Origin of the sequence: Polynucleobacter sp. Fuers-14 (genome assembly GCF_018882045.1) — a bacterium.
In the GTDB taxonomy this organism is placed as follows: domain Bacteria; phylum Pseudomonadota; class Gammaproteobacteria; order Burkholderiales; family Burkholderiaceae; genus Polynucleobacter.
On record NZ_JACVPG010000003.1, the window covers coordinates 130,169 to 154,829 of the forward strand.

The window sequence follows — 24,661 nt, forward strand, 5'->3', positions numbered from 1 at the left end:
TCTAGCTTTTTAAGATGGACTGATGGCGAATGCCGGATTGATTTAAAAGATCAGTGCCATTTAGGAAAGTTATTTCTAGCAAGGTGATTGCGCCACATACTTTAAAGCCGGCACTGCGAATTAATTTATCAGCAGCAACTAAGGTTCCGCCGGTAGCAAGAACATCGTCAAGCAGCAACACTCTTGCATCTTTAGGCAGAGTAGATTGCTGAATCTCTAGAGCATCATTTCCATATTCCAGGCCATAAGCTTCACGATGACTAGCTAAAGGGAGTTTGTTAGGCTTTCTGGCCAGTGCCAAGCCCTTGTGAGCGTGGTGGGCTAGGGCAGAGCCAAAGATAAAGCCGCGGGATTCAATTCCTAGAATGTGGGTGTAATCAAATTGCTGGGCCACCTCATCTAACTGACGAATAGCCTCTTTAAAAGCCGTTGGGTTGGCTAATAAGGGCGATATATCCCTAAAAAGAACTCCGGGTTTTGGAAAATCAGGAACCCCGGGTAGATAATCTAATAAATTCATCACCGACCAATATGAAAACAGAACTTCTTATTATTACCGCATTAGAGTCCGAGCTCAAGCGTGAAGCGCTACCAAGTGGCGTGGAAATTGTTTATTCAGGCGTTGGCAAAATTAATGCTGCCATAACCAGCATCAAAGCCATTCACCAATACTCACCAAAGAGAATATTGAACTTTGGTACCGTAGGAAAAATCAAATCAGAATTACAGGGCCTACTAGAAATTGGTAAGGTCATTCAGCGCGATATGGATACCGAGCCATTAGCCCCTCGCGGCAGCACTCCTTTTTGCACAAGACCGCAAGAGTATGTATCTACCGGACAATTTATCTGCGGTTCTGGTGATAGTTTTGTGACTGCTTATGATCCTTGGTTGCATAGTCGAGGTGTTGATGTTGTTGATATGGAGCTATTTGCAATTGCTGCGATTGCACATGATCATCACATACCTTGGCAATCATTTAAATACATCACCGATGAAGCTAATGAGAATTCAGGCGATGACTGGCAGTCTAAAGTCAATCACGGCCAAGATCTATACCTGGCTCAAATCAAGGACATATTGCGTAATTAGTTTTGGTGGCATTATGATGCTATTCATTCCCGTCTTTAGCTAGCATCAATCTACTAAAGCAATCCAAAGGGGTAATAGTGAGTATTGCAACTGCACCTGCTAGTGAGTCTTGGAGCGATAAGCGCTGGCTCTGGTTATTGAGCCCAACCATTCCATTTGCCTTTACTGCTTCTATTCTAGCTTTCTCATTGACAGGACAATGGCTCTGTTTGCTTTTTGCCCCAGCTATTATTCATATTGCTATCCCCATCTTAGATCTGACTTTTGGCGAAGACTTTAGCAATCCTCCAGAATCCGCTGTCGAGAATTTAAATAGAGATTTCTTTTATCGTGCTTTGGTCTGGCTTTATGTCCCGTTTCAACTCATTGGAACAGTCTATGGAACTTGGCTAGCGGCGACTCAATCTTTAGATTGGTATACCTATGTTGCCTTGGTATTTACTGTGGGATCCACCAACGGCATTGGTATTGGAACCGCCCATGAGCTAGGGCATAAACAAGAATCTATTGATCGTTGGCTTTCTAAATTGGCATTAGCTTCGAGTATGTATGGCCACTTTTTTGTAGAACATAATCGCGGTCATCACAAGCGGGTGGCGACACCCGAGGATCCTGCTAGCGCCCGTATGGGCGAAAGTTTTTGGGCATTTCTGCCACGCACAGTATTGGGGAGCTTGGTTTCTGCATGGGAGCTAGAGCGCGAGCGCTTAAAAAGAAAAGGCAAGGACGTTTGGACTATTCACAATGAAAATCTCCAAGCCTGGTCACTCACCATCCTCCTGTATGGTGTGCTCATGCTTTGGCTTGGATGGTCAGCATTGATTTTTCTATTGCTTCAGGGCATCTACGCCGCCTCAATGTTGGAAGTGGTGAACTACGTAGAGCACTACGGGTTATTGCGCCAAAAAAATCAACATGGTGAGTATGTTCGCTGTGCCCCAGAGCATTCCTGGAATAGCAATCACATAGTAGGCAATATTCTGCTTTACCACCTGCAAAGACATTCAGATCATCATGCACACCCAACCAGACGTTATCAAGCATTGCGTCATTTTGGGGAAGCGCCTCAATTACCTGGTGGTTATGCATCCATGATTACTTTGGCGTATTTTCCGCCCCTCTGGTTTGCCTTAATGGATAAGCGTGTGGTACGTCATTACGCTGGAGATATACATAAGATCAATATTCAACCATCTGCTAGATCAAAGCTGATGAATCACTGGGGTAATAAATCATGAAGCCTCAAATTTATGATTACATCGTCGTAGGTGGTGGGTCTGCCGGTAGCGTGATGGCAGGGCGGCTTAGTGAGGATGCTGACACTAGCGTTGCATTGCTTGAGGCTGGCGGTAAGGGCGACAGCTGGGTCGTGAAAACACCTGCGGCTGCAGTCGCCATGTTACCAACATCAATCAATAATTATGCCTTTCAAACGGTAGCTCAGAAGGGCTTGAATGGTCGCCGAGGTTATCAACCCAGAGGGAAGTGCTTAGGCGGTTCTTCGGCGATTAATGCCATGATTTACACCAGGGGTCATCGCGCTGATTACGATCATTGGGCGTCTCTTGGCAATGCAGGTTGGTCATATGATGACCTACTGCCTTACTTTAAGAAAAGCGAAAGCAACGCTACCATTAAGAATTCCTTCCACGGTATTGATGGCCCTTTATCTGTATCAAATCTGCAGTCACATAATCCTTTTCAGCAAATCTATTTGAATGCAGCCAAGGAAGCCGGATTTCCGGTTACGGAAGACTTCAATGGTGCTGAGCAAGAGGGTTTAGGGATTTATCAAGTTACCCATAAAAATGGTGAGCGCTGGAGTGCAGCGCGTGGCTATTTACACCCCTATATGGGTAAACGAAAAAATTTAAATGTGCAAACTGGTATTCAGGTTGAGTGTATTTTGTTCGAAGGTAAGCGCGCTGTGGGCGTGAGCTATATGCAGGGTGGTAAACAGCACATCATGCGCGCTAACAAAGAAGTTATTCTGTGTGCAGGCGCCTTCCATTCCCCACAATTACTCATGGTTTCAGGGGTGGGGACTGCTCAAGAGTTAAAGAAATTCGATATACCAGTTATCCATGATTTGCCTGGTGTAGGTCAAAATCTTCAAGACCATCCAGACTTTATTTTTGGCTATTCAGCAGATAGCCTTGATCTGATCGGCATTTCTTTAGGTGGTACGGTTAAATTGACTGGTGAAATTATCAAGTATGTTCGTTCACGCGAAGGTATGATTGCCACCAACTTTGCAGAGGCGGGCGGCTTCCTCAAAACAGATCCCAGTCTTGAGGCGCCAGATGTGCAATTGCATTTTGTAGTTAGCTTAGTGGAAGATCATGCTCGTAAATTACATATGGCCCATGGCTATTCGTGTCATGTATGCGTTCTGAGGCCTAAGAGCCGTGGGCAGATTACGCTAGCTAGTAACAGTATGCAAGACGCACCATTAATTGATCCAGCTTTTTTGGCTGAAGAAGAGGATTTGGAAACCCTAGTTAAAGGTTATAAGCTGACCAAACAACTAATGGATGCCCCCTCGTTTACTAAGATACGCAAAAAAGATGTCTTTACACCTAATGTAAAAACAGATGATGACATTCGGAAGATTATTCGGGAGCGGGCTGATACGGTCTATCACCCAGTGGGCACCTGCAAGATGGGCCATGATGCAATGGCAGTAGTTGATGCAAACTTAAAAGTTCATGGCATGGAGGGGCTAAGGGTGGTTGATGGCTCGATCATGCCAACCCTAATCGGAGGCAATACTAATGCTCCCATCATTGCTATCGCTGAAAAAGCAGTAGACCTGATCCGAGCAGGTCGCTAATCTAGCCCATCAAAATTGGGGGTGCGCTTTTCTAAAAAGGAGGTCAGCGCTTCTTTTGCTGCTGGACTATGGAGTCTATCGATGAAGTGCTTGCCTTCAATATCAATTTGATTGAGTACTGCAGCCTTAAGTTCACCCTCTTTTAACAAAGACTTCGTTCTTGAGACTGATCCGGAGGATAAGGTAGTTAGTTTTTTGGCTCTCTGCTCCGCATAAGGCAGTGCAGATGGTTCTGAAATTACTTTGTTTACAAATCCAATTTGATGGGCTTCATCAGCGCTGATGGGTTCACCAAAAAGCAATATTTCTGAAGCCTTTTGATGGCCAGCGAGACGTGGTAGCAATAATGAGACCGCACCTTCTGGAACCAAGCCCAAGGAAACGAAAGGAAATATAAAACGAGCATTCTTCTGCGCGTATACCAAATCGCAATGAAACAGTAATGTTGCCCCAATGCCAACCGCAACTCCATCAACTGCTGCGATTAAAGGCTTAGTTAGTCCTGCTAGCGCCTTTAACAAATTAATGGGTGGCGCATCTTCATGTGTAATCGGCGATTGCATGAAATCCACAATATCGTTACCTGCTGAAAAGGCATTACCAGCCCCAGAGATCAACATCACATTCACTTGAGGGTTTTGATCTCCATCAAAGAGTATCTGTGTAAGTTCACGATACATTGCATTAGTAAATGCGTTCTTTTTCTCAGAACGGTTCAGTAATATCTTCAGAATCCCGTCAGACAGATGGTGATTAATCATGTGATCTACGCTGCACCTTTAAGCAAAATTGCTTTAGTTTGATCATATTCAACTTTTAATCGAGCAACAAACTGCGCTGTAGGCGTAACTGCTTTTACGGCGCCAATACCTTGACCACAGCCCCAAATATCTTTCCAGGCTTTCTGAGCTGCGCCACCAAAGTTCATTTTGCTCGGATCGCTTTCTGGAAGATTATCTGGATCCAAGCCAGCATTGCGAATAGAGGGTGCTAAATAGTTCCCAGAAACACCAGTGAAAAGGTTGCTCAAGATAATGTCATCTGAGTTGCAATCAACCACTGCTTGCTTATAGGCCTCACTTGCACGCGCTTCTTCAGTGGCAATAAATGCAGAGCCAATATACGCATAGTCAGCGCCTATGGCCTGGGCTGCTAAAACTGCACCTCCAGTAGCAATGGAGCCACTCAGTACTAATGGTCCTTTAAACCATTCCCGAATTTCCTGAATCAATGCAAATGGGCTTTTAATGCCAGCATGTCCACCAGCGCCAGCTGCAACAGCAATTAAGCCATCAGCACCTTTTTCTATCGCCTTTTTAGCAAAGGCATTATTGATAATGTCATGCAATACGATTCCGCCATAACTATGTGCGGCAGTATTAATTTCTTCACGAGCACCTAACGAGGTAATGATGATGGGTACTTTGTATTTGACGCACAGAGCCATATCATGTTCAAGGCGATCATTGCTCTTGTGCACAATTTGATTGATGGCAAAGGGTGCGGCAGACTTTTCAGGATGTTCTTTGTTGTATAGATCCAATGCAGTTGTAATTTCAATCAACCATTCTTCAAACTGCTCAGCCGGCCTCGCATTAAGTGCGGGCATAGAGCCAATCACTCCCGCTTTGCATTGGGCAATTACCAATTTAGGATTGCTGATAATGAATAGAGGCGCTGCAATGACGGGTAAATTACCATCCGCCAAATGTTTACGAAGAACTTCTGGAAGAGGTTTATTGCTCATATTTTTAAATGATCTGTGGATTACTGCTCAGCTTTGTACCAAACTTGGGTACGACCTAATAATGGAACCCCAATATAGCCACGGACATCCATTTTCTTGCCATCTTCAGTGGCAACCTTGACTTTGTAGGTTTCGCCATTCTTTGGGTCTAAGATTTTTCCATCTGACCAAGTACCCGACCCATCTTGCTTAAGATCACTCATGATTTTCATGCCAACAAGTGGTTTATCTTTGCGCTCATCTTTGCAGAGATTGCAATAGACTAGCGGCGTTTCGCCTGGAGATGGGAATGTCTTGATGATGGTGCCCTGTAAAAGGCCATTGGCTTCTTCAATCTTAATTAAGGAAGCTGGTTGATTGGTTTTATCATCAATCGTTTTCCAAACCCCAATAGCTGGGTCGGTTGCTTGAGCGTACACATTTCCCGCGATCAGACTAAGACAACATGCCGATAAGATCAATTGTTTTTTTAGCATTCTCTTGCCCCCTAATATTGGTTGATGTTGATAAATTCTGATTAACAACGCTCAAAGATTCCAGCAGCGCCCATACCAGTACCAACGCACATTGTCACCATGGCGTGCTTAAGATTACGCCTCTGTAGGGCATGAATCGCTGTCGCAGCTCGGATGGCGCCGGTTGCCCCCAATGGATGTCCAAGGGCAATAGCGCTACCCAAAGGATTGACTTTACTTTGATCCAAGCCAAGATCTCGAATGACTGCTAAAGACTGGGCTGCAAACGCTTCATTCAACTCGATCCAGTCCAAATCCTGCAAATTGAGTCCAGCTAGTTTTAATGCGGCTGGAATCGCCTCTTTAGGGCCGATACCCATAATTTCAGGTGGAACACCCTTAACGGCAAAACTGACAAAGCGTGCCAAAGGGGTAAGGCCAAAGGTCTTGATCGCTTTTTCACTGGCTAAGATGAGTGCGCCAACACCATCAGAGGTTTGTGAGCTGTTGCCAGCGGTAACGCTACCTCTAGCTGCAAATGGAGATTTGAGTTTAGCTAGACCTTCAAGTGAAGTGTCAACGCGCGGACCTTCATCCTTCAAAAAATCGCGCCATTGCACATCTACTTGACCCTTGTCTAGATTCATGGAGCGATAAGCCACCTTGACTGGAAAGATTTCAGAATTAAATTCACCGGCGGCTTGTGCGGCCATGGCCTTTTGATGCGAATGGAATGCAAAAGCATCTTGATCTTCACGACTGATTTTCCATTGCTGCGCAACTTTCTCAGCGGTTAAGCCCATCCCGTAAGCGATACCAATGTTTTCATCGCCCATAAAGATTTCTGGCGACATTGATGGAGAATTGCCGCCCATAGGCACCATGCTCATTGACTCAACACCACCAGCAATCATGACATCTGCTTCACCAACCCTTATGCGGTCAGCGGCCATAGCAATCGCATTTAAGCCTGATGAACAGAAGCGGTTAACGGTAATGCCGCCGACAGTATTGGGAAGGCCGCCTAAAAGAAGTCCAATGCGGGCCACATTTAATCCTTGCTGGCCTTCTGGCATGGCGCAGCCAATAATGGCATCTTCAATTGCTTTGGGATCTAAGGTGGGGACTTGTGTCAGTACGTGCTGCAAGGCATTGCCAAGTAAGTCATCCGGACGAGTATTTTTTAATGCACCTCGTCCAGATCTACCAACGGCACTGCGAGTGGCAGCAACGATATATGCGTCTTGAATATTTTTCATAGTGATATCTCGGTAAATTAGTTTCTAACAGGCTTGCCAGTTTGGAGAATACCCATAATCCGTTCCATGGATTTAGGGTGGCCAATGAGCTCCACAAAAGCCTGACGCTCCAGTTTGAGCAGCCACTCTTCAGTAACTAGCGTTCCTGCATCGACATCGCCACCAGTAATGATCTGAATGATCTTCTGAGCAATGTGCGCATCGTGTTCAGAGATAAAGCCACCGTCACGCATATTGACTACTTGACCCATCACGGTGGCGGCAACAGAACGGCCACCAACCGGTATTAAGGTTGGTATAGGAGGTCTGTATCCGGAGTAGCGCATTGCTTTGACTTGATCTTGTGCCAAAGCCAGTAATTCATAAACGTTTGCAACGATAATGTCACCCTTTTGGAGGTAAGCCATCCTCATTGCTTCTTGAGCTGATGAAGAAACCTTAGCCATTGCAGCATTTTCAAAAGCGGCTTTGGTGAAATCCAAATAATTGGTGTTCCCAGCAAGCGCAACGCCTTGAGCCGCACGAATGGCTGCTTCTTTAAGTCCGCCACCAGCAGGTAATAAGCCAACACCAACTTCCACCAGGCCAATATAGCTTTCCATAGCAGCAACTCTGCGCGCAGATTGGAGAACTAATTCACAACCACCCCCTAGGGCAATACCAGAGACTGCGGCAACTACAGGCACTTGGGAGTATTTGATTTTCATCATCGTATCTTGAAACTCTTTGACGAACGGCTCAACTCCAGCAGGGCCGCCTTTCATGACCATAGGCATTGCAGCTTCTAGATTAGCACCTGCAGAAAAGGGCCCACCAGGCGTGCCTAGCTTCAATGAAGTAGGTTGCCAGATCACCAATCCTGCATAGTTCGCTTCTGCGATCTCAACGGCTTTTTGTAGGCCACTTAATACGTCTGGGCTGAAGGTATTCATCTTCGAGCGGAATGAGGCAATTAATACCTCAGGTTGGTTGGCATCAACCCATGCGCGGAAGTCGGTATTTTCAAAAACGGTAGTACCCGCTGTTTTAGGATCTGGTGAACCATCTCCCAACAATGGTGCTCTGAATACTTGCTTCTGATACACCGGCAAGGAAGAGCGTGGAATGTATTTATTCTCAGATGCAGACCATGAACCTTCAGGCGTATGGAAAGCTTGCTTATCAGCAACTGGTCCATTAAAGATCCATGCGGGCAAAGGCTCTTTGCTTAGTGTTTTGCCTGCATCAATATCCTCTTTAATCCAATTAGCCACTTGCGTAACGCCAGCTGCTTGCCAGTCCTCAAAGGGGCCTAAATTCCAACCATAACCCCAGCGCATCGCGAAGTCGATTTCTCGAGCAGATTGTGCAATCTCACCAAGGTGAATCGCACAGTAGTGGAAGATATCCCGATAGATAGCCCATAAAAACTGAGCTTGAGGTTCATCGGTCTCGCGTAGCAATGCAAGTCGCTCTGCAATTGGTTTTTTCAGAATGCGCTCAATCAGCGGTTCAATCGTTGCTGTAGATGGTTTGTATTCACCGGTGACAGCATCCAATACAAGAACATTCTTCCCGTCCTTGCGATAAAAACCTGCTTTGGTTTTCTGTCCCAGCGCACCTTTTGCAATGAGTTGACTAACCACTTCAGGCGTTTTAAATAGGGCAGAGAAGGAATCGCCTTGTAATGCATTTTCCATGGTCTTAATGACATGGGCCATAGTATCCAAGCCAACCACATCGCTGGTTCTAAAGGTAGCTGATTTAGCACGTCCAAGTTTGCTGCCGGTAATGGCATCAACTTCATCAAAGCCTAGGCCAAACTTTTGTGCCTCTGCAAACACTGCCAGGATCGAGAAAACACCTACACGGTTGCCGATAAAGTTCGGGGTATCCTTAGCGCGCACAACCCCTTTGCCCATCGTGGAAGTCATAAAGGTTTCAAGTGCATCCAATACGGCGGGATCAGTGTCTGCCGCTGGAATGAGCTCTAGTAAATGCATATACCGAGGTGGGTTAAAGAAGTGCACGCCACAGAAGCGCTTCTTCAGATCACCAGAAAAACCTTTGGCAAGTTCGCCGATAGGAAGGCCTGAGGTATTGGTAGCAAACAGAGCATGCGCCGGAATATGTGGCGCTACTTTTTCATAAAGAGCATGCTTCCAATCGAGACGCTCTGCAATGGCTTCAATGATGAGGTCGCAACCCGCTAAAAGACCTAAGTCGTCTTCATAATTTGCTGGAGTAATTAGATTGGCTTCTGAAGATAAACCCAAAGGTGCCGGCTTTATCTTTTTAAGATTCTCAATCGCTTTAATGGCAATTGCATTCTTATTAGAAGGTTTGCCATCTTCAGAATTCGTCGGCAAATCAAACAACACTACAGGCAACCCTACATTAATACATTGCGCAGCAATCTGAGCGCCCATCACGCCAGCGCCTAGGATGGCTACTTTCTTAATAATCTTGTTATCACTCATATTTAGTCTCTCAGAAAAAATCAGCAGGCATAGCCATTAACGATTTAGAGCCAGCACGTGCTTGACGGATCAGCATGGCTGTCTCAGGAAGGAGTTTGTCAAAGTAGAAGCGGGCAGTAGCCAATTTCGCTTCATAAAAAGGATCTTTGCTAGCCTTATTGGCTAAAGCAATTTTTGCCATCCGCGCAAAGAGGTATGAGTAAATCAAGTGACCCACAACACGTAAGTAAGGTACGGCAGCAGCACCCACTTCTTCGTGATTCATCATGGCTTTCATGCCAATCTCTTTGGTGAGCTTTTCCACCTTGACGGCGATATCAGAAAGAGGATCGATAAACTCCTGCATTTCCTTGCGAACACCTTCATCTTCGATGAACTGTTCAATGATCTTGCCAAACTTGGTGAGCTTCTTGCCCATATCTCCAAGAACTTTTCTGCCTAAGAGATCAAGCGATTGAATGGTATTGGTGCCCTCATAAATCATATTGATGCGGGCATCACGAACATATTGCTCCATGCCCCATTCAGCAATATACCCATGACCACCAAATACCTGCATGCCTTCATTCGTAGCAGTAAATGCGTTATCGGTTAAGAAGGCTTTAATGATTGGAGTGAGAAGGGCGACCATCTCGCCTGTTTCTTTACGAACTTTTTCATCGGGATGATTGAGTTCTTTATCAATCATGAGGGCCACCCAGTAAGAGAAGGCTCTACCAGCTTCTGCGTAAGCTCTTTGGGTGAGCAACATTCTACGAACATCGGGATGAACAATAATCGGATCAGCAGCCTTTTCAGGAGCTTTGGCCCCAGTTAAGCTACGCATCTGCAAACGCTCTTTTGCATAGGCGGCGGAGTTTTGATACGCTACCTCAGTTAAGCCAAGACTTTGCATACCAACACCCAAACGCGCTGCATTCATCATCACAAACATTGCGTTCAGCCCTTTATGGGGTTCGCCTACGAGAGTGCCAATAGCGCCATCAAAGTTCATAACGCAAGTAGCATTCCCATGGATACCCATCTTATGTTCTAGGGAACCACAAGACACTGCATTGGCCTTACCAATCGAACCATTGGCCCCAACCTGAAATTTAGGTACTGCAAATAAAGAGATGCCTTTGCTTCCAATGGGGGAGTCTGGTAGGCGTGCCAAAACAAGATGAACAATATTCTCAGCTAAATCATGATCGCCGCTAGAGATAAAAATCTTGGTTCCGTTAATAGAGTATGTACCGTCTGCTTGTGGCTCGGCTTTAGTCTTTAGCAAACCAAGATCAGTACCGCAATGTGGCTCAGTCAAGCACATGGTTCCAGTCCACTGACCAGATACCAATTTTTCTAAATAAGTTTTTTTCTGTTCTTCAGTACCATGCGCATGCAAGCACTCGTATGCACCATGTGACAAGCCTGGGTACATCGTCCAAGATTGATTGGCGGAGTTGAGCGTCTCATACAGAACGGTATTGAGCAGCTGTGGCAATCCTTGGCCACCATACTCAGGATCACATGACAATGCAGGCCATCCACCAGCAACGTATTGCTCATAGGCTTGTTTGAAGCCATCAGGAGTCGTGACAGACCCATCCTCATGACGCGTACAGCCTTGTTGATCACCAATTTGATTTAAGGGAAAGGCGATCTCACTAGCAAACTTGCCGGCCTCTTCAATGATCTGATTCATGGTGTCTTTATCAACATCCTGGTATGCGGGCAGGGCAGCAAACTCTTTGCCAGCATCAAGCATTTCATGAATAACGAATTGAATATCGCGGAGCGGTGGATTGTATTGAGGCATGATGTTCTTCTATTAAGGTTGAGATTAATGTGACTTACTGTTGCTCAAGATTTCTTTGATTAATTTATTTGCGTTGGCTAGACATTTAGGATTCTCTAAAAAGCGAGAGTCATGATGTACGCCGAGCGCGATGCTATAAAGCTGGAAGAGTAGACCTTCTACATTGATAGATTTCTTTAGGTGTCCAGCTGCAATGGATTCTTTAATCGCACGACGGATTGCAGCACGCCAGTCTTCTACGCTACGCACTAATTCATCGCGAACAATTCCGGGTTGGTCATCAAACTCGACAGCGCCAGCAATAAAGAAGCAACTTGAACTATCGTCACCAATGCTCATCTTGATCCAAGACTGAATCATTTGATTAAGGCGGGGCAAACCTTTAGGCTTGAGAAGTGCGGGTGAGAAGATGAGATCCTGAAACCGCTGGTAATACTCTCGTACAACGGCAACCTGCAACTCTTCTCTAGACCCAAAGTGGGCGAATACACCGCTTTTACTCATTTTGACGGCCTCTGCAATATTGCCGATGGTCAAGCCTTCTAGCCCAGATTTGCTGGCAATTGCCAAAGCCGCCTCAATGATGGAATTCTTTGTCTGAACACCTTTCTTGGGCTCAATTAATTCTCTTTGTAAATCCCTTGATTCTTGAATGGACATGTCAATTTACGCAAATTGTTGTAAAAATAATACGATCGTTCGTTTATATTACATCATTAATTAAATCTTGAAACCTAACCTAGAGCCTTTAAAACAAAGTTTCCTATCCATAAGGCTAATAAAATTGATGCGCTGCAAAATAAATAGAGGGAAAACCCGAGATCCAAATACAAACAAAGTTAATTAATATTCAACGAGTAGTTTCATATTAAAAAAATTAACACAGGAAGACTTATGAAAACAGTAAAGATTAGCGCCATAGTCTTGGCAATGGCTGGAGTATTTGCTACAAGTGCTAACGCACAGTCTGCAAAGACAAATGCTTGGGAAGGCTTTTATGGTCAAGTTGGCGTAGGTTACGGTACTGTAACTCCCACCATCAAGGATGGCACCGCAACAATACCCGCCGGTTTTGGAGGAGTCATTCCCGTATCCCTCAATGCGACTACATCTGGTCAAAATGTCAATACCTTGAATACTGCTGTAGCTAACATCGCCGCAGGCTACAACTTTGCTATCAATGACAAGTTTGTTGTTGGTCTTGGTGTTTCCTATGATCCTGGCGCAAGTTCTGGTGCAACTGGTCAGCTCGTAACAAGAGCGCCAACTAATCCTGCATTAGGCCCATTGAGCGGTGCTGCGGTTGGGCCTACTCAGAATGCAACATATCAAATGAAGAATGTCTACTCTATTACAGTGAATCCCGGATACACCATAGATAATGATAAATTGGCATATCTGATGTTGGGTTATACGGGAGCTACAGTTGGCCTATCTAGCCAAAATATTCCTTACAATACCGTAAACCTAACTGGTTACACTGTCGGACTCGGCTATAAGCAGATGATTACCCAATCGCTTTATATGCTTGGCGAAGTTAAATATGCTTCTTATGGTCAAAAAACTGCAAATGCGACGGCTTATGGTGCAGTTCCTGTAGCCCAGCCTGTTAGCGCAAATGGAGCAGAATTCCTGGTAGGCGTTGGTTACCGCTTCTAATCGCTGTAAGTTGTTAAGTCAAAGCCCTCTCATTGCAGAGGGCTTTTTCTTTAGATTTATTGTTCCTGTGATTAGAATGAGTCATACAGATATAACAATCTGACTATAAATAAAACTAGATCGAGACTGAAAGTAACTCATGGTTAATCCTTCAAAACCTTGGTTAAAGCACTATCCTGAGGGCGTACCTCATGAGGTAGACATCTCTGGCTACAACTCCTTATTGGACATGTTTGAGGAGGCCTTTAATCGATACCCCAATAGAGCTGCATGCGAGTATCTCGATAAGTTTTTAACCTACCGAGAGTTAGATCAGCACTCCAAGCACTTTGCTTCTTACTTGCAAAACCTGGGTTTAGAACCTGGTGCTCGTGTGGCAATCATGTTACCTAACGTATTGCAGTTTCAGATTGCGATGATCGGTATTCTTCGTGCTGGGTACGTAGTGGTCAACGTCAATCCACTTTATACTGCTCGCGAACTGGAGTACCAACTCAAAGACAGCGGCGCATCAGCCCTAATCATCCTAGAAAACTTTGCCCATGTTTATCAGCACATCGCTGCTGAAGTGCCTTTGAAAAAAACCATCGTTACTTCACTTGGAGAAATGATTGGTCTTAAAGGAGCAATAATTAACTTTGTAGTGCGCAATGTCAAGAAACTCGTGCCCTCATGGGATCTGCCTGGACACATTACTTTCTTAGCGGCTCTAGGTGAGGGTAGTCGCCATCGTTGGAATAAACCCAACACCTCTTTAGCTGACATTGCTTTTTTGCAATACACAGGTGGTACTACCGGTTTATCTAAAGGCGCCATTCTGTCGCATAAAAATATTTTGTCTAATGTTATTCAGACTGAGTTATGGCTTGAGCCAGGATTAAAGCGTAAAAAAGTAGATCAATTGGTTTTCTTATGCGCGCTACCGATGTATCACATCTTTGCTTTAACAGCCTGTTCAGTATTGGGTATGCGTAAGGGTGGTTTGTTGGTTTTGGTGCCTAACCCACGTGATTTTGATGGCTTCATCAAACTATTGAAAAAGCACCCAAATATCAATATCTTCCCCGGTGTTAATACACTCTTTAATGCATTGATGCACAAACCTGAATTTGCCTCTGTTAAGTTCCCTAATATTTTGGCAACTATTGGCGGCGGTATGGCAATGCAAAAGATAGTTGCTGATCATTGGCAGGAAATGACGGGCGCCCCGATTGCCGAGGGCTATGGTCTTTCAGAAACATCACCAGTTGCTTGCGTAAATTCCGCTTTGATCGACAGCTTTACTGGATATATTGGTTATCCAGTACCAAGTACAGAAGTAGTTATTTTGGGTGACGATGGTATTGAGGTGCCATTTGGTACGCCTGGTGAAATTTGTATTTGGGGTCCGCAGGTGATGGTTGGTTACTGGAATAAGCCTGAAGAAACGAAGAATGTCATGACATCCGATGGCTTCTTTAAATCTGGCGATATTGGCATCATGAATGCCGACGGTCTGACCAAGATTGTGGACCGCAAAAAAGATATGGTTCTGGTCTCTGGATTCAACGTCTATCCAAATGAGGTAGAAGAGGTCATATCATTAATTCCTGGTGTCTTGGAGTGTGCAGTTATTGGTGTGCCTGATGAAGACTCTGGTGAAGCTGTCAAAGCGTTTATTGTGAAGCAGGATCAGTCTTTAACAGAGGAAGCTATCTTGGCATTTTGCAAAGAGAACCTTACCAACTATAAGCGTCCTAAATATATTGTTTTCCGCTCTGATTTACCAAAAACGAATGTTGGAAAAATCCTAAGGCGGGAATTACGAGATTTATAAACAATTCCAAAATAGGCACTTCATGGCATGGGTATTGAGCCCTTCAATATCCATGCCCATCTTGTAAGGGCTAGTCATTTAAAATAGGTTTTTAGCTCCTTTTAAGCAAAAATACTATCGTGATTCTTTGGCTTCGCTCTTTTATATTCTATTTATTCGGGATTACTACCGTCACCATTGTTGCTAGCGCAATGATTCTGGTCATCCCCTTTACAAATCGAAGTGCGCGTTACCAGATGGGCGTATTTTGGTGCCGCCTAACCCAGAAAGCACTCTTATTTTTCTGTGGAATTAACCTAAAGATAAAGGGCTTTGAGAATATTCCTCAAGATCCTAATAAATCATTAATTATTTTAGGCAAGCATCAATCCGCATGGGAAACTTTTATCTACCCAGCCTTTTTCCCAAGACAACTCTGCTTTGTATTCAAAAGAGAATTATTATTCGTGCCATTTTTTGGTTGGGCTTTGGCCTCGTTAAAAATGATTCACATTAATCGTGGCGATCGTGAGAAGGCTCGAGAAGCCGTCAACGAGCAGGGCAAAGTAGTTTTATCGGAGGGGAATTGGATTGCTATCTATCCAGAGGGTACTCGAACCCCGCGCGGGTCATTGAAGCCTTATAGAAAAGGTGGGGTTCGCCTAGCCATTAGCACGCAAATCGACATCCTTCCGGTGGCGCAGAACTCGGCTGCCATATGGCCTAGAAACACCTTCTTAAAGCGCCCAGGCGTGGTTACGCTTTCTATGGGGCCTGTGATTTCTGTTACAGGAAAAACGGAAGAGCAGCTGCAGCTTGAAGTAGAAGCCTGGATCGAAGGCGAGATGCGCATCATTGATGCGCCCGCTTATACAAAGTAATCAGAGAATTCATTAAAAAGTTAACAATACACGTTAGCTTTTCTTAATTTTCTTGCGGATATATAAAGTCTTCGTAATTCTCGCGACTACATCATTCTCTTGATCTTTCACATCAACAACAAAGTCTTTGAGTACTTTGTTGCCAGACTCAGCAGAGCCGATGATGTCATCTAGTTGTTCTTGAGCAATTTCAAAACTAGCATGAACCTTACCCTTGCCTGGCTTCAGAAATTCAATCTTCGCTGCTTGATCCCAAACGATATACCCTTTGCCAATATTCTGAGACACCATCATCATGAAGAAGGGGTCAGTCATCGCAAAGAGACTGCCACCAAAATGCACCCCCACAATATTGCGGTTCAATAAGCCATGCTTTAAGCGTACCTTAGCATGTCGAAAATCCTTAGAAATTTTTTCAACAGTAATGCCAGCCCCGATAAATGGTGGCCATAGATTCATGCCCCTACGCAAGAGATTGGCGTTAATCATTGAAAAATTTTATTTGGATGAGGGGGTTTTGCCGACCATCTTTGCTGCTCTTAAGAAGTCAAAGTCCACACCTTGGTCCGCTTGAGTAACGGTATCTAAAAAGAGTTTCTTGTAACCGCGTTCAGCTGTAGGAGAAGTAATGGGATTGTCATTCATACGCTTAGCTAGTTCTTCATCGGAAATTAAGAGGCTAATCTCTCGATTCTTAACGCTCAAACGAATGCGATCACCGTTACGTACCTGCGCTAATGGACCCCCAATAGCGGATTCAGGGGTAACGTGCAACACAATCGTGCCGAAGGCAGTGCCGCTCATGCGTCCATCAGAGATGCGCACAATATCTTTGACGCCAGCTCGTGCCAATTTCATGGGAATAGGGATGTACCCAGCCTCTGGCATACCAGGGGCACCTTTAGGCCCAATATTTTTGAGTACCAAAATGTCATCAGCAGTGACATCTAAGTCTGAGCTATCGATACGGTTAGCTAAATCAGCAGCATCTTCAAACACCACTGCACGACCTTCATGTTCCATCAGCTTTTCATTAGCAGCAGACTGTTTAATGATGGCGCCACCAGGCGCTAGATTGCCGTGCAAGACAGCAATACTGCCGCGTGGGTAAATTGGTTTATCAAATGGACGTACTACATCTTGTTTAAAGCTTGGTGCAGCAGCATCAATCTCTTCACCAAGAGTTCTGCCGGAAACAGTCATTGCATCAAGCTTCAAGAGAGGCTTCAGTTCACGAAGCAGGGTGGTCATGCCACCGGCGTCATGGAAGTTTTCCATATAGTGGTCACCAGAGGGTTTTAAGTCCACCAAAACTGGGGTCTCATCACCCATCTTATCGAGTGCATCTAAATCAATCTCTAGACCCATGCGTCCAGCAATAGCAGCTAAGTGAACTATGCCATTAGTGGATCCGCCAATGGCCAGCAAAACACGCATCGCATTTTCAAAGGCGTCTGCAGTGAGTATCTTGTCTATCGTCAAACCTTCTTTTGCCATCTTCACAGCACAAGTACCAGTTTCTTCAGCTACGCGGATACGGTCTGCAGTGACTGCTGGAGGAGTTGCGCCACCGGGAACTGTCATGCCCAGCGCTTCCGAGATGCAGGCCATCGTGCTTGCTGTTCCCATTACTGAACAAGTGCCAACGCTGGCTACCAGTTGATCATTGACTTCATCTTTTTCAACTTCATCAATTTCACCGGCGCGGAATTTACCCCAGTAACGGCGGCAGTCAGTACAAGCACCAACACGCTCGCTGCGATGCGATCCAGTCAGCATTGAGCCGGTAATCAGTTGGATAGCGGGTAAGCCTGCAGAAGCGGCACCCATCATTTGTGCGGGAACAGTTTTATCGCAACCACCAATCATGACAACTGCATCCATTGGCTGTGCGCGCAGCATCTCTTCAGTGTCCATCGACATTAAGTTGCGCAAGTACATACTAGTAGGCGCAGCAAAACTCTCATGTATCGAAATTGTCGGAAATTCCATCGGCAAACCACCGGCCAACATCACACCACGCTTTACCGCCTCCAAAAGCTGAGGCATATTGCCATGGCAGGGGTTGTACGCACTGCCAGTATTGATAATGCCGATAACAGGGCGATCTAAAGCGCTATTGGTATATCCAGCACCTTTAATAAAAGCCTTACGTAAAAATAAAGAAAAGCCTTTATCGCCATAGCTAGTTAAGCCTTTACGTAAACCACTCTCTGCAGGGTCTTTTGGTGTATTGCTCATGATTGTCTCGTGTCTCTTTTTAATGATCTTTGGCTTTATTGTAGCGATGGAGTAGCCTATATACCTACACTCCGCCGCCCCAGCGGTACTGCCAGGAAATTCCCAGTGCGGTGTAGTCAGTATTGGTGTTGGAGTAGACGCCTTTGCTACCAGTCAGGCGGATGGAATTGCGCTTATTAATAGGGTAAGAAAAAGTACTGCCAAAACGCCAATTTTCTTGTGAGCCGCTGATTGCTGTGCCATTGACATATTTCTGACCACCCATGAAGTAGGTAGCATCAGCAGAAATATAGGCTGTATTCTCAAAGTAATAGATCCCATGGGCTTCCGAGGAGTAGACGGGGTTTTGAGAGAGCGTATTACTTCCCAGAAAACTAGTATTGTTGGTGTAGATGGTAGCCATGCCTGCCAATTCCAAGCGCCATGATCCGATTGCTTGAGAGACTCCGATGGCGGGCTGAATAAGAGAGCGATTGGCGCCCACGTTGAGCATTTGCTCACTGTTGTACTTACCCCATGGGATTGATGCAGCGAGACTAGTGCCGATAATAAGATCTTGTTTGTAGTTATTAAATTCCTCTAGCGAGAGTGCTGGCGCACCATACAGATTGGCGGAGATCTTTACAATAGGATCGGATAAGCCTTCGGCAGAAGCGTTGATATTTTGAGGGCCAAGACTACCAGCGCCAGAAAGTTGGGCATACGGAAGTAGTAGACTAATCCGGCCAGACTGTCCAAAGACATTAATAATGCGTGTCAGACTTGTTGCTTCAGTAGTGAGGGTGTATGAACCACTCTTGGCCTGGGCTATTCCACCCGAAATAAAGTTAATGCCAATAGGCGCATTTGAATACGCGCGAGCTTCAATCTCTTGAGCGGACGCTTGTTGGCAAATGAATCCTAACAAGCAGAGCCAAAAAATTCTCACGCAATACAAGTAAGGCAATTATTTTTTGGAGCCAAACAAGACTGCAAGAGTTTCAGTATTGCCTACGACCATATTAAAGCCCACAAAAATCAAGTAAGGCCAAACAATCAACCAATACACAATTGACATGGCAAGGACTCTTAATGGATCGCCGCTACCAAATGCTGCCATAGAGGCAATAAAGTCTTTACCATTAATGAGTCCATGAACTCCAGCCTCAAGATAATTTAGCGCCACAACTACCACTAGATAAATCAGCGACTCAAGCATGAGTGACTTAACAATGCCGTTTTGTTTATCAATTTTAACTGGATACACAGCCTGAGCAATCAACATAAATTTTGCCGATAAAGCAGCTTTAATCAACGCAAACCCAAAAAGAGATAGGGGAATGGGGCGCTCCTCAAGAGCGGTTGCAGCCATAAAGGCAATCGCGCAGAACCAAGTGCCAAAGTAAATTGATAAAGCAAACGCTTTTTTCATTTCATCCTCAAACTTGATTTTCAAGCCTGTTTTATTTGTAAGGTTTTTGGCGCTGTTAGTCATGAAAATCTTTATTCAGAAGATTGAGGTGTATTAATCGCCGCAAGTGGAGCAAGAGCTAGAAGTAGCCACTTCAGCTGGTGCAGGTTCTTGTGTATAGCGCGCAATAAAGGCATGTGTTGTGGCCATTGGTATTTTTAGCCAAACAAAGTGACCCGATCCAGGGGCTATATCAATTGACTCGCCCTTCATATTCCACATCTCAGTCAATACAACATCCGTGTTTCCGTTCGGTTCGATAATTTCAATTTTGTCACCAACAGAAAAGCGATTCTTGACATCTACCTTAATTCGGCCGGTGGCAGCGTCGATCTCGAGTGTTTCTCCAACATATAGGCTGCGGCCAGATAGAGAGTGACCACGCATATAGAGTTGATACTCTTTGTCATGGTGACGCTCATAAAAGCCATCGGTATAACCGCGGTTGGCTAAACCTTCTAATTGACCTAATAATGCAGTATTAAATGGTTTGCCTGCTACAGCATCATTAATTGCCGCTCTATAGGATTGCACAGTACGCGAAACGTAATAAGGTGATTTGGTGCGACCTTCAATTTTGAAAGAGTCAACACCCATCTTAGTTAGGCGCTCAATATGCTCAACGGCTCTCAGATCTTTTGAGTTCATGATGTAGGTACCATGCTCATCTTCTTCCATTGGCATCAAGTCATCAGGGCGACGTGCTTCCTGAAGCAGTACAACATCACCACTCGTATTTTGTTGCCCAGGCTTCACCTTGTAATCCCAGCGGCAAGCATTCGTGCAGGCGCCTTGATTAGAGTCGCGGTGAGACATATAGCCCGATAACAAGCAGCGACCTGAGTAGGCAATACAGAGAGCGCCATGAACAAATACCTCAAGCTCCATCTCAGGGCAGTCTTGACGCACTTCCTCAATTTCATCAAAGGAAAGTTCGCGGGACAAAATTACACGACTAATACCAACCGAGCGCCAGAACTTAGCGGAAGCACCATTCACGGTATTGGCCTGAACGGATAAATGAATTGGCATATCTGGCCAAGCTTCGCGCGCCATCATGATTAGTCCAGGATCAGACATGATTAAAGCATCCGGCTTTAATGCAATTACTGGATCCATATCCTTAATGTAAGTACGCGTCTTACCACCGTGAGGTAATAAGTTAGAAACTAAATAAAACTTCTTGCCCATTTCATGGGCGGTATCGATGCCTTGCTTGAGAACCTCAATCTTGCCGAAGTCGTTATTGCGTACCCGCAGTGAATAACGAGGTTGTCCGGCATAGATGGCGTCTGCGCCAAAATCAAAGGCAGTACGCAGCATGGAAAGGCTGCCGGCTGGAGCGAGGAGTTCAGGAATCTTAGTCATCCGTCTATTTTAGTGAATACAGCCGAACTTGTTTGATTTGCCCCATGAGTCAGCCCTGGGGCCTGCTAGAACTAGGTTTGCGTAGGCCTGACAAGTAGGCAGCTAGCCAATGAAGAGTATCCTACGGGGGATGTGGAGAGCATTGTCAAGATGAACGGGGAGCCTTCCCTTTGACTTTTCACCCTAAATTGAAGGCGCTTATTAAAAAAGCAGAACGAATCCAGAAAGAATGCAATGTCAAAACTCACATCCAAACCCATCTTAAAAAAAGCCAGTGCAATTTTGGCTCAAGATTTTGCAATACCTAAAGATATTGCTTGGGCATGGGTCACTCTATTGCTTTCACAAGAAGAACAGAAGCGCGATAGCGAAGAAAAGCGTTACAGCCGCATTGCTGAATTTGAAGCTTGGATCTTGGGCCTAAGCCTACTAACCGATCCAAAGAATCCTGAGGGCGGTGCAGTGAGTCCAGAAGCGGTAAAAATTTCAGCAAGAAATGTCTTTGAGTGGCCACATGAGTACATCTTCGAAGAACCAGCATCCCCAAATCATATGGATACTAAGGTTACCTATAGCGATACCATCACCAAACCCATTTTGGATGCAGTTAAAGACGCTGGTGGATCCAATGACCGAGCAGCACTGATCGCCATCTTAGAAGGCTATGCAAAGGAAGGTAAAGAGCCGTTCGCTAATGTCACACCAGAAGGCATCGAATGGAAAGGTAGTGTTTGGAAGGAGGGGGATAAATACAATCTTCTGACATTGAAGTCTCTCCATAATCGCCTGTCCAACTTGCACAAGAAGGGCTTGATCTAAGAGATCGACTTAATCAGTCCTCATAAAGAAAAAGCCCCTAGATTTCTCTAGGGGCTTTACTTATTTGGCTCCTCGACCTGGGCTCGAACCAGGGACCTACGGATTAACAGTCCGGCGCTCTACCGACTGAGCTATCGAGGAATAAGCCGATATTATAGCAAGATGAATTCACTTCTTCCCACTTCTGTGCAGATCCCTAAAGTACTGACCATTGCTGGGTCCGATAGCGGCGGCGGGGCGGGACTCCAGGCCGACCTCAAGGTCATCACCGCCCTTGGTGGCTACGGCATGTCAGTCATAACTGCAATTACCGCCCAAAATACCTTGGGCGTCACACGTATTCAGGATGTTGATCTTGACGTGGTTGAAGCCCAGATTGACGCAGTTTTAATGGATATTGGTGCTGATATTGTCAAAATCGGCATGCTGGCTAACCCAGAAATAGTCCGAACAGTTGCTAAATCTTTACGCAAACATGGTGTTAAACGTATTGTTTTAGACCCTGTTTTGCGCGCAACCTCCGGCGCTAGCTTAGGTGGTGACGATACCGCTCAAGCAATGATTACTGAATTATTTCCGATGGCATTGCTTGTTACTCCTAACTTAGACGAGGCTTCATTGCTACTTGGTCGTGATATTAGTGGCCCTAATGATTTCAAATTAGCTGCAGAAGAGTTATTGGATATGGGGCCACAAGCAGTCCTCATTAAAGGTGGGCATTTAGATAGTACGCACACTCAAATTACCGATTACTTAATGTGGCGCTCCATGGAAGACGGCCTTGAAGTTGTGCAATCAAAAGAATTCAAGCACTACCGTGTTAACACAGCAAACACGCACGGCACCGGATGTTCTTTAGCGTCTGCCATTGCTACCTATCTAGCTGATGGTCATGATCTAGCTCATGCAGTTGCTAAGGCAATAGCCTATGTCGAGGCAGGCTTAGAGGCGGGGCGTTTCTTAAGTGTTGGCGAAGGTCCAGGGCCTCTATGGCACATGCACGATTTTTATCCAACTGCGCTGCTTGATGAAAAAACGAAGCTTTAGCAGTGTTTTTGACCTCAATCTACTATGGTTAAAGACCTTAATTGCCATAAGATGTCTTTCTTTGGATAATGTAGGCTATGAGCAATTTCTTCATTGACTATCAAACAAAAGCTGCTACATCAGCTTTTATGGATAAGGTTGCTCAATACTTTCCAATAGCAAAAGCATTGTTGTTTGGAAGTCGAGCTAGGGGTACTCATCACGTAGAAAGTGACGCCGATGTTGCTATTCTTTTGAAAGGCCTAGCAACTCCATTTATGGCGACAAAATTTGCTATGGATGACCTTGCTTATGAAGTTCTTTTAGAGACCGGTATACGTATTCAGCCGCTACCAATATGGCAGGAAGAATGGGATCATCCAGAAACTTATTCAAATCCAAGCCTTATCAATAATGTGCGAAACAAAGGTATTGTGCTTTGAAGGCAAAAGAACTTTTTATTAAAGCGACAACAGCAGCTGCCTCGGAAAAAATACTATTAAATGCTGATGATTTCGATGGAGCATGTAATCGAGCCTATTACGCTATGTTTGACGCTGCTCGAGGTGCTTTACTTGCTTCGGGCGAGGTAAATCGGTCGAGCATACAAAAACCCATAGTGGTCTCATATCAGTTTTTAGTTTGAAATTGGTAAAAACAGGTCAAGTCTCAATTGAATTCGGCAAAGCATTAAACAGGGTCGAGGATCTTCGTTTAATGGGTGATTACAAAGGTGATTTGGTGGCCAAGGAGGATGCTCAATGGGCGGTTGCTAAAGCAAGTGAATTCGTTGAGCACCTTTTGGGGTTATTTGATAAATCCTAAATCGATTTAAGCCTGCATTAATTCTTGTAAGCGCTTAACTGCTGCCTTAGGGTCTTTAGCTTGGGTAATGGCTCTCACAACAGCTACAGAACCAACACCACTTTTTGCTACTGCATGAATGCTATCTTGATCAATGCCACCAATAGCTACCAGCGGGTAGTTGCTCATGAGTTGAGCATATCGATATAAACGACCCAGTCCTTGGGGTGCTGTAGGCATCTTCTTTAAATTCGTAGGAAAGACGGCGCCCATCGCAATGTAACTTGGACAATAGCGATCTGCATAAGCCAGCTCTGCATAGCCATGAGTGCTTAGTCCCAGCCTTAAGCCTGCACCCCGGATTTCTTCTAGGTTGGCATCTACTAAATCCTCTTGACCTAAATGCACGCCATAGGCGCCGGCATCAATTGCTTCTTGCCAGTAATCATTAATGAAGAGCAGAGTTTTACTATCTTTAACTGCAGCAACAGATTCCTTGATTTGTTTTCGGATCTTGGATTTTTCATCCGACTTAAAGCGAAGTTGTACTGTAGGCAGCTCCACCTCAACCATGCGCTTTACCCAATCAGCATCCGGCATGACACCATACAAGCCTAAACGTTTTGGACATTCTTTAAACGCATTGGGATTCATATTGCGAGTCCAGGGCAGTAAATCAAAATGCTCTGGCCTGCTAGGCCATTTAAAGGGATTAAAGCCACCATCTTGCAAAGTCATGCGAGACCACGCCTTACCCAGGATTCTGGCATCAGACTCTATAAATCCCATCTCAATTGCTGCTAGAGCACCGGCTAATTCGTAATGATCGACTGCTGCTTCGTTATCAATCAGTGGAGGCGGAGAGTTCAGGCTAAAGCTCGGAATCGGAATACATAAATCTTCATTGCGATGCGCAGCAACAATTTGATCAGCAAGGTCACGAATCAGGCTCATGTGTTCAGTGTACTTAACTTA

Annotated in this window: 25 protein-coding genes and 1 tRNA gene; 11 read left to right on the forward strand and 15 right to left on the reverse strand. The window is 45.0% G+C overall.

From position 1 onward, the window contains the following. Nucleotide 1 precedes the first annotated feature (1 nt). Nucleotides 2-520, reverse strand: a complete 519-nt coding sequence (locus tag ICN40_RS01395) for an adenine phosphoribosyltransferase (RefSeq protein WP_216241539.1) — start codon at nt 518-520, stop codon at nt 2-4. A gap of 11 nt (nt 521-531) precedes the next feature. On the opposite strand from ICN40_RS01395, the gene ICN40_RS01400 reads away from it, so the two are divergent. The 3 genes from ICN40_RS01400 (at nt 532) to ICN40_RS01410 (ending at nt 3,925) form a co-directional block, all read left to right on the forward strand. Next, nucleotides 532-1,092, forward strand: coding sequence for a 5'-methylthioadenosine nucleosidase (locus ICN40_RS01400; protein WP_216241541.1), 561 nt, complete (start codon nt 532-534; stop codon nt 1,090-1,092). A gap of 77 nt (nt 1,093-1,169) precedes the next feature. Further along, nucleotides 1,170-2,330: an alkane 1-monooxygenase gene (locus tag ICN40_RS01405; RefSeq protein ID WP_374222772.1), complete on the forward strand. Its 1,161-nt coding sequence runs from the start codon at nt 1,170-1,172 to the stop codon at nt 2,328-2,330. Continuing rightward, complete coding sequence (locus ICN40_RS01410; protein WP_216241543.1) at nt 2,327-3,925, forward strand: GMC family oxidoreductase; 1,599 nt, start codon at nt 2,327-2,329, stop codon at nt 3,923-3,925. Before ICN40_RS01405 ends, ICN40_RS01410 begins: the two co-directional genes overlap by 4 nt. Here the strand turns inward: ICN40_RS01410 and ICN40_RS01415 are convergent. Genes ICN40_RS01415 through ICN40_RS01445 form a run of 7 tightly spaced genes read right to left on the reverse strand, consistent with a single transcriptional unit; the run spans nt 3,922 to nt 12,303 of the window. Further along, entirely contained in the window at nt 3,922-4,686 is a 765-nt protein-coding gene (locus tag ICN40_RS01415) for an enoyl-CoA hydratase (protein WP_216241548.1), read from the reverse strand. The genes ICN40_RS01410 and ICN40_RS01415 overlap by 4 nt on opposite strands. A gap of 5 nt (nt 4,687-4,691) precedes the next feature. After that, on the reverse strand, nt 4,692-5,672 hold the full coding sequence (locus ICN40_RS01420) for a nitronate monooxygenase family protein (protein WP_216241550.1): 981 nt from the start codon (nt 5,670-5,672) through the stop codon (nt 4,692-4,694). Nucleotides 5,673-5,692: 20 nt separating this feature from the next. Then, complete coding sequence (locus tag ICN40_RS01425; protein WP_216241552.1) at nt 5,693-6,148, reverse strand: DUF2147 domain-containing protein; 456 nt, start codon at nt 6,146-6,148, stop codon at nt 5,693-5,695. Between the two features lie 41 nt (nt 6,149-6,189). Continuing rightward, nucleotides 6,190-7,386, reverse strand: coding sequence for an acetyl-CoA C-acyltransferase (locus ICN40_RS01430; protein WP_216241555.1), 1,197 nt, complete (start codon nt 7,384-7,386; stop codon nt 6,190-6,192). Between the two features lie 17 nt (nt 7,387-7,403). After that, a complete protein-coding gene (locus ICN40_RS01435; RefSeq protein WP_216241557.1) occupies nt 7,404-9,845 on the reverse strand; it encodes a 3-hydroxyacyl-CoA dehydrogenase/enoyl-CoA hydratase family protein in 2,442 nt (813 codons plus the stop codon). Between the two features lie 10 nt (nt 9,846-9,855). After that, on the reverse strand, nt 9,856-11,643 hold the full coding sequence (locus tag ICN40_RS01440) for an acyl-CoA dehydrogenase C-terminal domain-containing protein (protein WP_216241558.1): 1,788 nt from the start codon (nt 11,641-11,643) through the stop codon (nt 9,856-9,858). Nucleotides 11,644-11,667: 24 nt separating this feature from the next. Then, nucleotides 11,668-12,303, reverse strand: coding sequence for a TetR/AcrR family transcriptional regulator (locus ICN40_RS01445; protein ID WP_216120928.1), 636 nt, complete (start codon nt 12,301-12,303; stop codon nt 11,668-11,670). A 234-nt stretch (nt 12,304-12,537) separates the two neighbouring features. On the opposite strand from ICN40_RS01445, the gene ICN40_RS01450 reads away from it, so the two are divergent. The 3 genes from ICN40_RS01450 (at nt 12,538) to ICN40_RS01460 (ending at nt 15,978) form a co-directional block, all read left to right on the forward strand. Then, the gene (locus ICN40_RS01450) at nt 12,538-13,302 is read left to right on the forward strand and encodes an outer membrane beta-barrel protein (RefSeq protein ID WP_216120930.1); all 765 of its coding nucleotides are present in this window, start codon (nt 12,538-12,540) and stop codon (nt 13,300-13,302) included. 139 nt (nt 13,303-13,441) lie between these two features. Then, on the forward strand, nt 13,442-15,118 hold the full coding sequence (locus ICN40_RS01455) for a long-chain-fatty-acid--CoA ligase (RefSeq protein WP_216241560.1): 1,677 nt from the start codon (nt 13,442-13,444) through the stop codon (nt 15,116-15,118). 119 nt (nt 15,119-15,237) lie between these two features. Further along, complete coding sequence (locus ICN40_RS01460; RefSeq protein ID WP_308281757.1) at nt 15,238-15,978, forward strand: lysophospholipid acyltransferase family protein; 741 nt, start codon at nt 15,238-15,240, stop codon at nt 15,976-15,978. A 33-nt stretch (nt 15,979-16,011) separates the two neighbouring features. On the opposite strand, the gene ICN40_RS01465 is transcribed toward ICN40_RS01460, so the two are convergent. From ICN40_RS01465 to ICN40_RS01485, 5 genes are all read right to left on the reverse strand, one after another. Beyond that, complete coding sequence (locus ICN40_RS01465; RefSeq protein WP_255561083.1) at nt 16,012-16,467, reverse strand: DUF4442 domain-containing protein; 456 nt, start codon at nt 16,465-16,467, stop codon at nt 16,012-16,014. 9 nt (nt 16,468-16,476) lie between these two features. After that, nucleotides 16,477-18,219 (reverse strand): IlvD/Edd family dehydratase, encoded by a 1,743-nt coding sequence (locus ICN40_RS01470; RefSeq protein ID WP_216241562.1) that lies wholly within the window; start codon nt 18,217-18,219, stop codon nt 16,477-16,479. 64 nt (nt 18,220-18,283) lie between these two features. Continuing rightward, a complete protein-coding gene (locus ICN40_RS01475; protein WP_255561084.1) occupies nt 18,284-19,126 on the reverse strand; it encodes a transporter in 843 nt (280 codons plus the stop codon). Nucleotides 19,127-19,165: 39 nt separating this feature from the next. After that, the gene (locus ICN40_RS01480) at nt 19,166-19,693 is read right to left on the reverse strand and encodes a hypothetical protein (protein ID WP_216241568.1); all 528 of its coding nucleotides are present in this window, start codon (nt 19,691-19,693) and stop codon (nt 19,166-19,168) included. A gap of 30 nt (nt 19,694-19,723) precedes the next feature. Beyond that, on the reverse strand, nt 19,724-21,037 hold the full coding sequence (locus tag ICN40_RS01485) for a U32 family peptidase (RefSeq protein WP_216241572.1): 1,314 nt from the start codon (nt 21,035-21,037) through the stop codon (nt 19,724-19,726). Between the two features lie 234 nt (nt 21,038-21,271). On the opposite strand from ICN40_RS01485, the gene ICN40_RS01490 reads away from it, so the two are divergent. Continuing rightward, a complete protein-coding gene (locus ICN40_RS01490; RefSeq protein WP_216241575.1) occupies nt 21,272-21,856 on the forward strand; it encodes a hypothetical protein in 585 nt (194 codons plus the stop codon). Between the two features lie 65 nt (nt 21,857-21,921). Here ICN40_RS01490 and ICN40_RS01495 read toward each other — a convergent pair. Next, nucleotides 21,922-21,997, reverse strand: a tRNA-Asn gene (locus tag ICN40_RS01495). 21 nt (nt 21,998-22,018) lie between these two features. On the opposite strand from ICN40_RS01495, the gene thiD reads away from it, so the two are divergent. From thiD to ICN40_RS01515, 4 genes are all read left to right on the forward strand, one after another. Then, on the forward strand, nt 22,019-22,903 hold the full coding sequence (gene thiD / locus ICN40_RS01500) for a bifunctional hydroxymethylpyrimidine kinase/phosphomethylpyrimidine kinase (protein ID WP_216241578.1): 885 nt from the start codon (nt 22,019-22,021) through the stop codon (nt 22,901-22,903). Between the two features lie 77 nt (nt 22,904-22,980). Then, on the forward strand, nt 22,981-23,325 hold the full coding sequence (locus ICN40_RS01505) for a nucleotidyltransferase domain-containing protein (RefSeq protein ID WP_216241581.1): 345 nt from the start codon (nt 22,981-22,983) through the stop codon (nt 23,323-23,325). After that, nucleotides 23,322-23,528 carry a HEPN domain-containing protein gene (locus tag ICN40_RS01510; RefSeq protein WP_216241584.1) on the forward strand — a complete coding sequence of 69 codons (207 nt, stop codon included), beginning with the start codon at nt 23,322-23,324 and terminating at the stop codon, nt 23,526-23,528. Before ICN40_RS01505 ends, ICN40_RS01510 begins: the two co-directional genes overlap by 4 nt. Then, complete coding sequence (locus ICN40_RS01515) at nt 23,525-23,707, forward strand: hypothetical protein (RefSeq protein ID WP_216241586.1); 183 nt, start codon at nt 23,525-23,527, stop codon at nt 23,705-23,707. The genes ICN40_RS01510 and ICN40_RS01515 overlap by 4 nt, the downstream gene beginning before the upstream one ends. 6 nt (nt 23,708-23,713) lie before the next feature. Here the strand turns inward: ICN40_RS01515 and thiE are convergent, their stop codons facing one another. Beyond that, nucleotides 23,714-24,640 (reverse strand): thiamine phosphate synthase, encoded by a 927-nt coding sequence (gene thiE / locus ICN40_RS01520; RefSeq protein ID WP_216241588.1) that lies wholly within the window; start codon nt 24,638-24,640, stop codon nt 23,714-23,716. Nucleotides 24,641-24,661: the final 21 nt, after the last annotated feature.

What these genes read in the sequence shown, in the direction of transcription:
- ICN40_RS01395 (WP_216241539.1), bottom strand. Translation starts at nt 520, where the DNA reads ATGAATTTATTAGATTATCTACCCGGGGTTCCTGATTTTCCAAAACCC.
- ICN40_RS01400 (WP_216241541.1), top strand. Translation starts at nt 532, where the DNA reads ATGAAAACAGAACTTCTTATTATTACCGCATTAGAGTCCGAGCTCAAG.
- ICN40_RS01410 (WP_216241543.1), top strand. Translation starts at nt 2,327, where the DNA reads ATGAAGCCTCAAATTTATGATTACATCGTCGTAGGTGGTGGGTCTGCC.
- ICN40_RS01415 (WP_216241548.1), bottom strand. Translation starts at nt 4,686, where the DNA reads ATGATTAATCACCATCTGTCTGACGGGATTCTGAAGATATTACTGAAC.
- ICN40_RS01420 (WP_216241550.1), bottom strand. Translation starts at nt 5,672, where the DNA reads ATGAGCAATAAACCTCTTCCAGAAGTTCTTCGTAAACATTTGGCGGAT.
- ICN40_RS01425 (WP_216241552.1), bottom strand. Translation starts at nt 6,148, where the DNA reads ATGCTAAAAAAACAATTGATCTTATCGGCATGTTGTCTTAGTCTGATC.
- ICN40_RS01430 (WP_216241555.1), bottom strand. Translation starts at nt 7,386, where the DNA reads ATGAAAAATATTCAAGACGCATATATCGTTGCTGCCACTCGCAGTGCC.
- ICN40_RS01435 (WP_216241557.1), bottom strand. Translation starts at nt 9,845, where the DNA reads ATGAGTGATAACAAGATTATTAAGAAAGTAGCCATCCTAGGCGCTGGC.
- ICN40_RS01440 (WP_216241558.1), bottom strand. Translation starts at nt 11,643, where the DNA reads ATGCCTCAATACAATCCACCGCTCCGCGATATTCAATTCGTTATTCAT.
- ICN40_RS01445 (WP_216120928.1), bottom strand. Translation starts at nt 12,303, where the DNA reads ATGTCCATTCAAGAATCAAGGGATTTACAAAGAGAATTAATTGAGCCC.
- ICN40_RS01450 (WP_216120930.1), top strand. Translation starts at nt 12,538, where the DNA reads ATGAAAACAGTAAAGATTAGCGCCATAGTCTTGGCAATGGCTGGAGTA.
- ICN40_RS01455 (WP_216241560.1), top strand. Translation starts at nt 13,442, where the DNA reads ATGGTTAATCCTTCAAAACCTTGGTTAAAGCACTATCCTGAGGGCGTA.
- ICN40_RS01465 (WP_255561083.1), bottom strand. Translation starts at nt 16,467, where the DNA reads ATGATTAACGCCAATCTCTTGCGTAGGGGCATGAATCTATGGCCACCA.
- ICN40_RS01470 (WP_216241562.1), bottom strand. Translation starts at nt 18,219, where the DNA reads ATGAGCAATACACCAAAAGACCCTGCAGAGAGTGGTTTACGTAAAGGC.
- ICN40_RS01480 (WP_216241568.1), bottom strand. Translation starts at nt 19,693, where the DNA reads ATGACTAACAGCGCCAAAAACCTTACAAATAAAACAGGCTTGAAAATC.
- ICN40_RS01485 (WP_216241572.1), bottom strand. Translation starts at nt 21,037, where the DNA reads ATGACTAAGATTCCTGAACTCCTCGCTCCAGCCGGCAGCCTTTCCATG.
- ICN40_RS01490 (WP_216241575.1), top strand. Translation starts at nt 21,272, where the DNA reads ATGTCAAAACTCACATCCAAACCCATCTTAAAAAAAGCCAGTGCAATT.
- thiD (WP_216241578.1), top strand. Translation starts at nt 22,019, where the DNA reads ATGAATTCACTTCTTCCCACTTCTGTGCAGATCCCTAAAGTACTGACC.
- ICN40_RS01505 (WP_216241581.1), top strand. Translation starts at nt 22,981, where the DNA reads ATGAGCAATTTCTTCATTGACTATCAAACAAAAGCTGCTACATCAGCT.
- thiE (WP_216241588.1), bottom strand. Translation starts at nt 24,640, where the DNA reads ATGAGCCTGATTCGTGACCTTGCTGATCAAATTGTTGCTGCGCATCGC.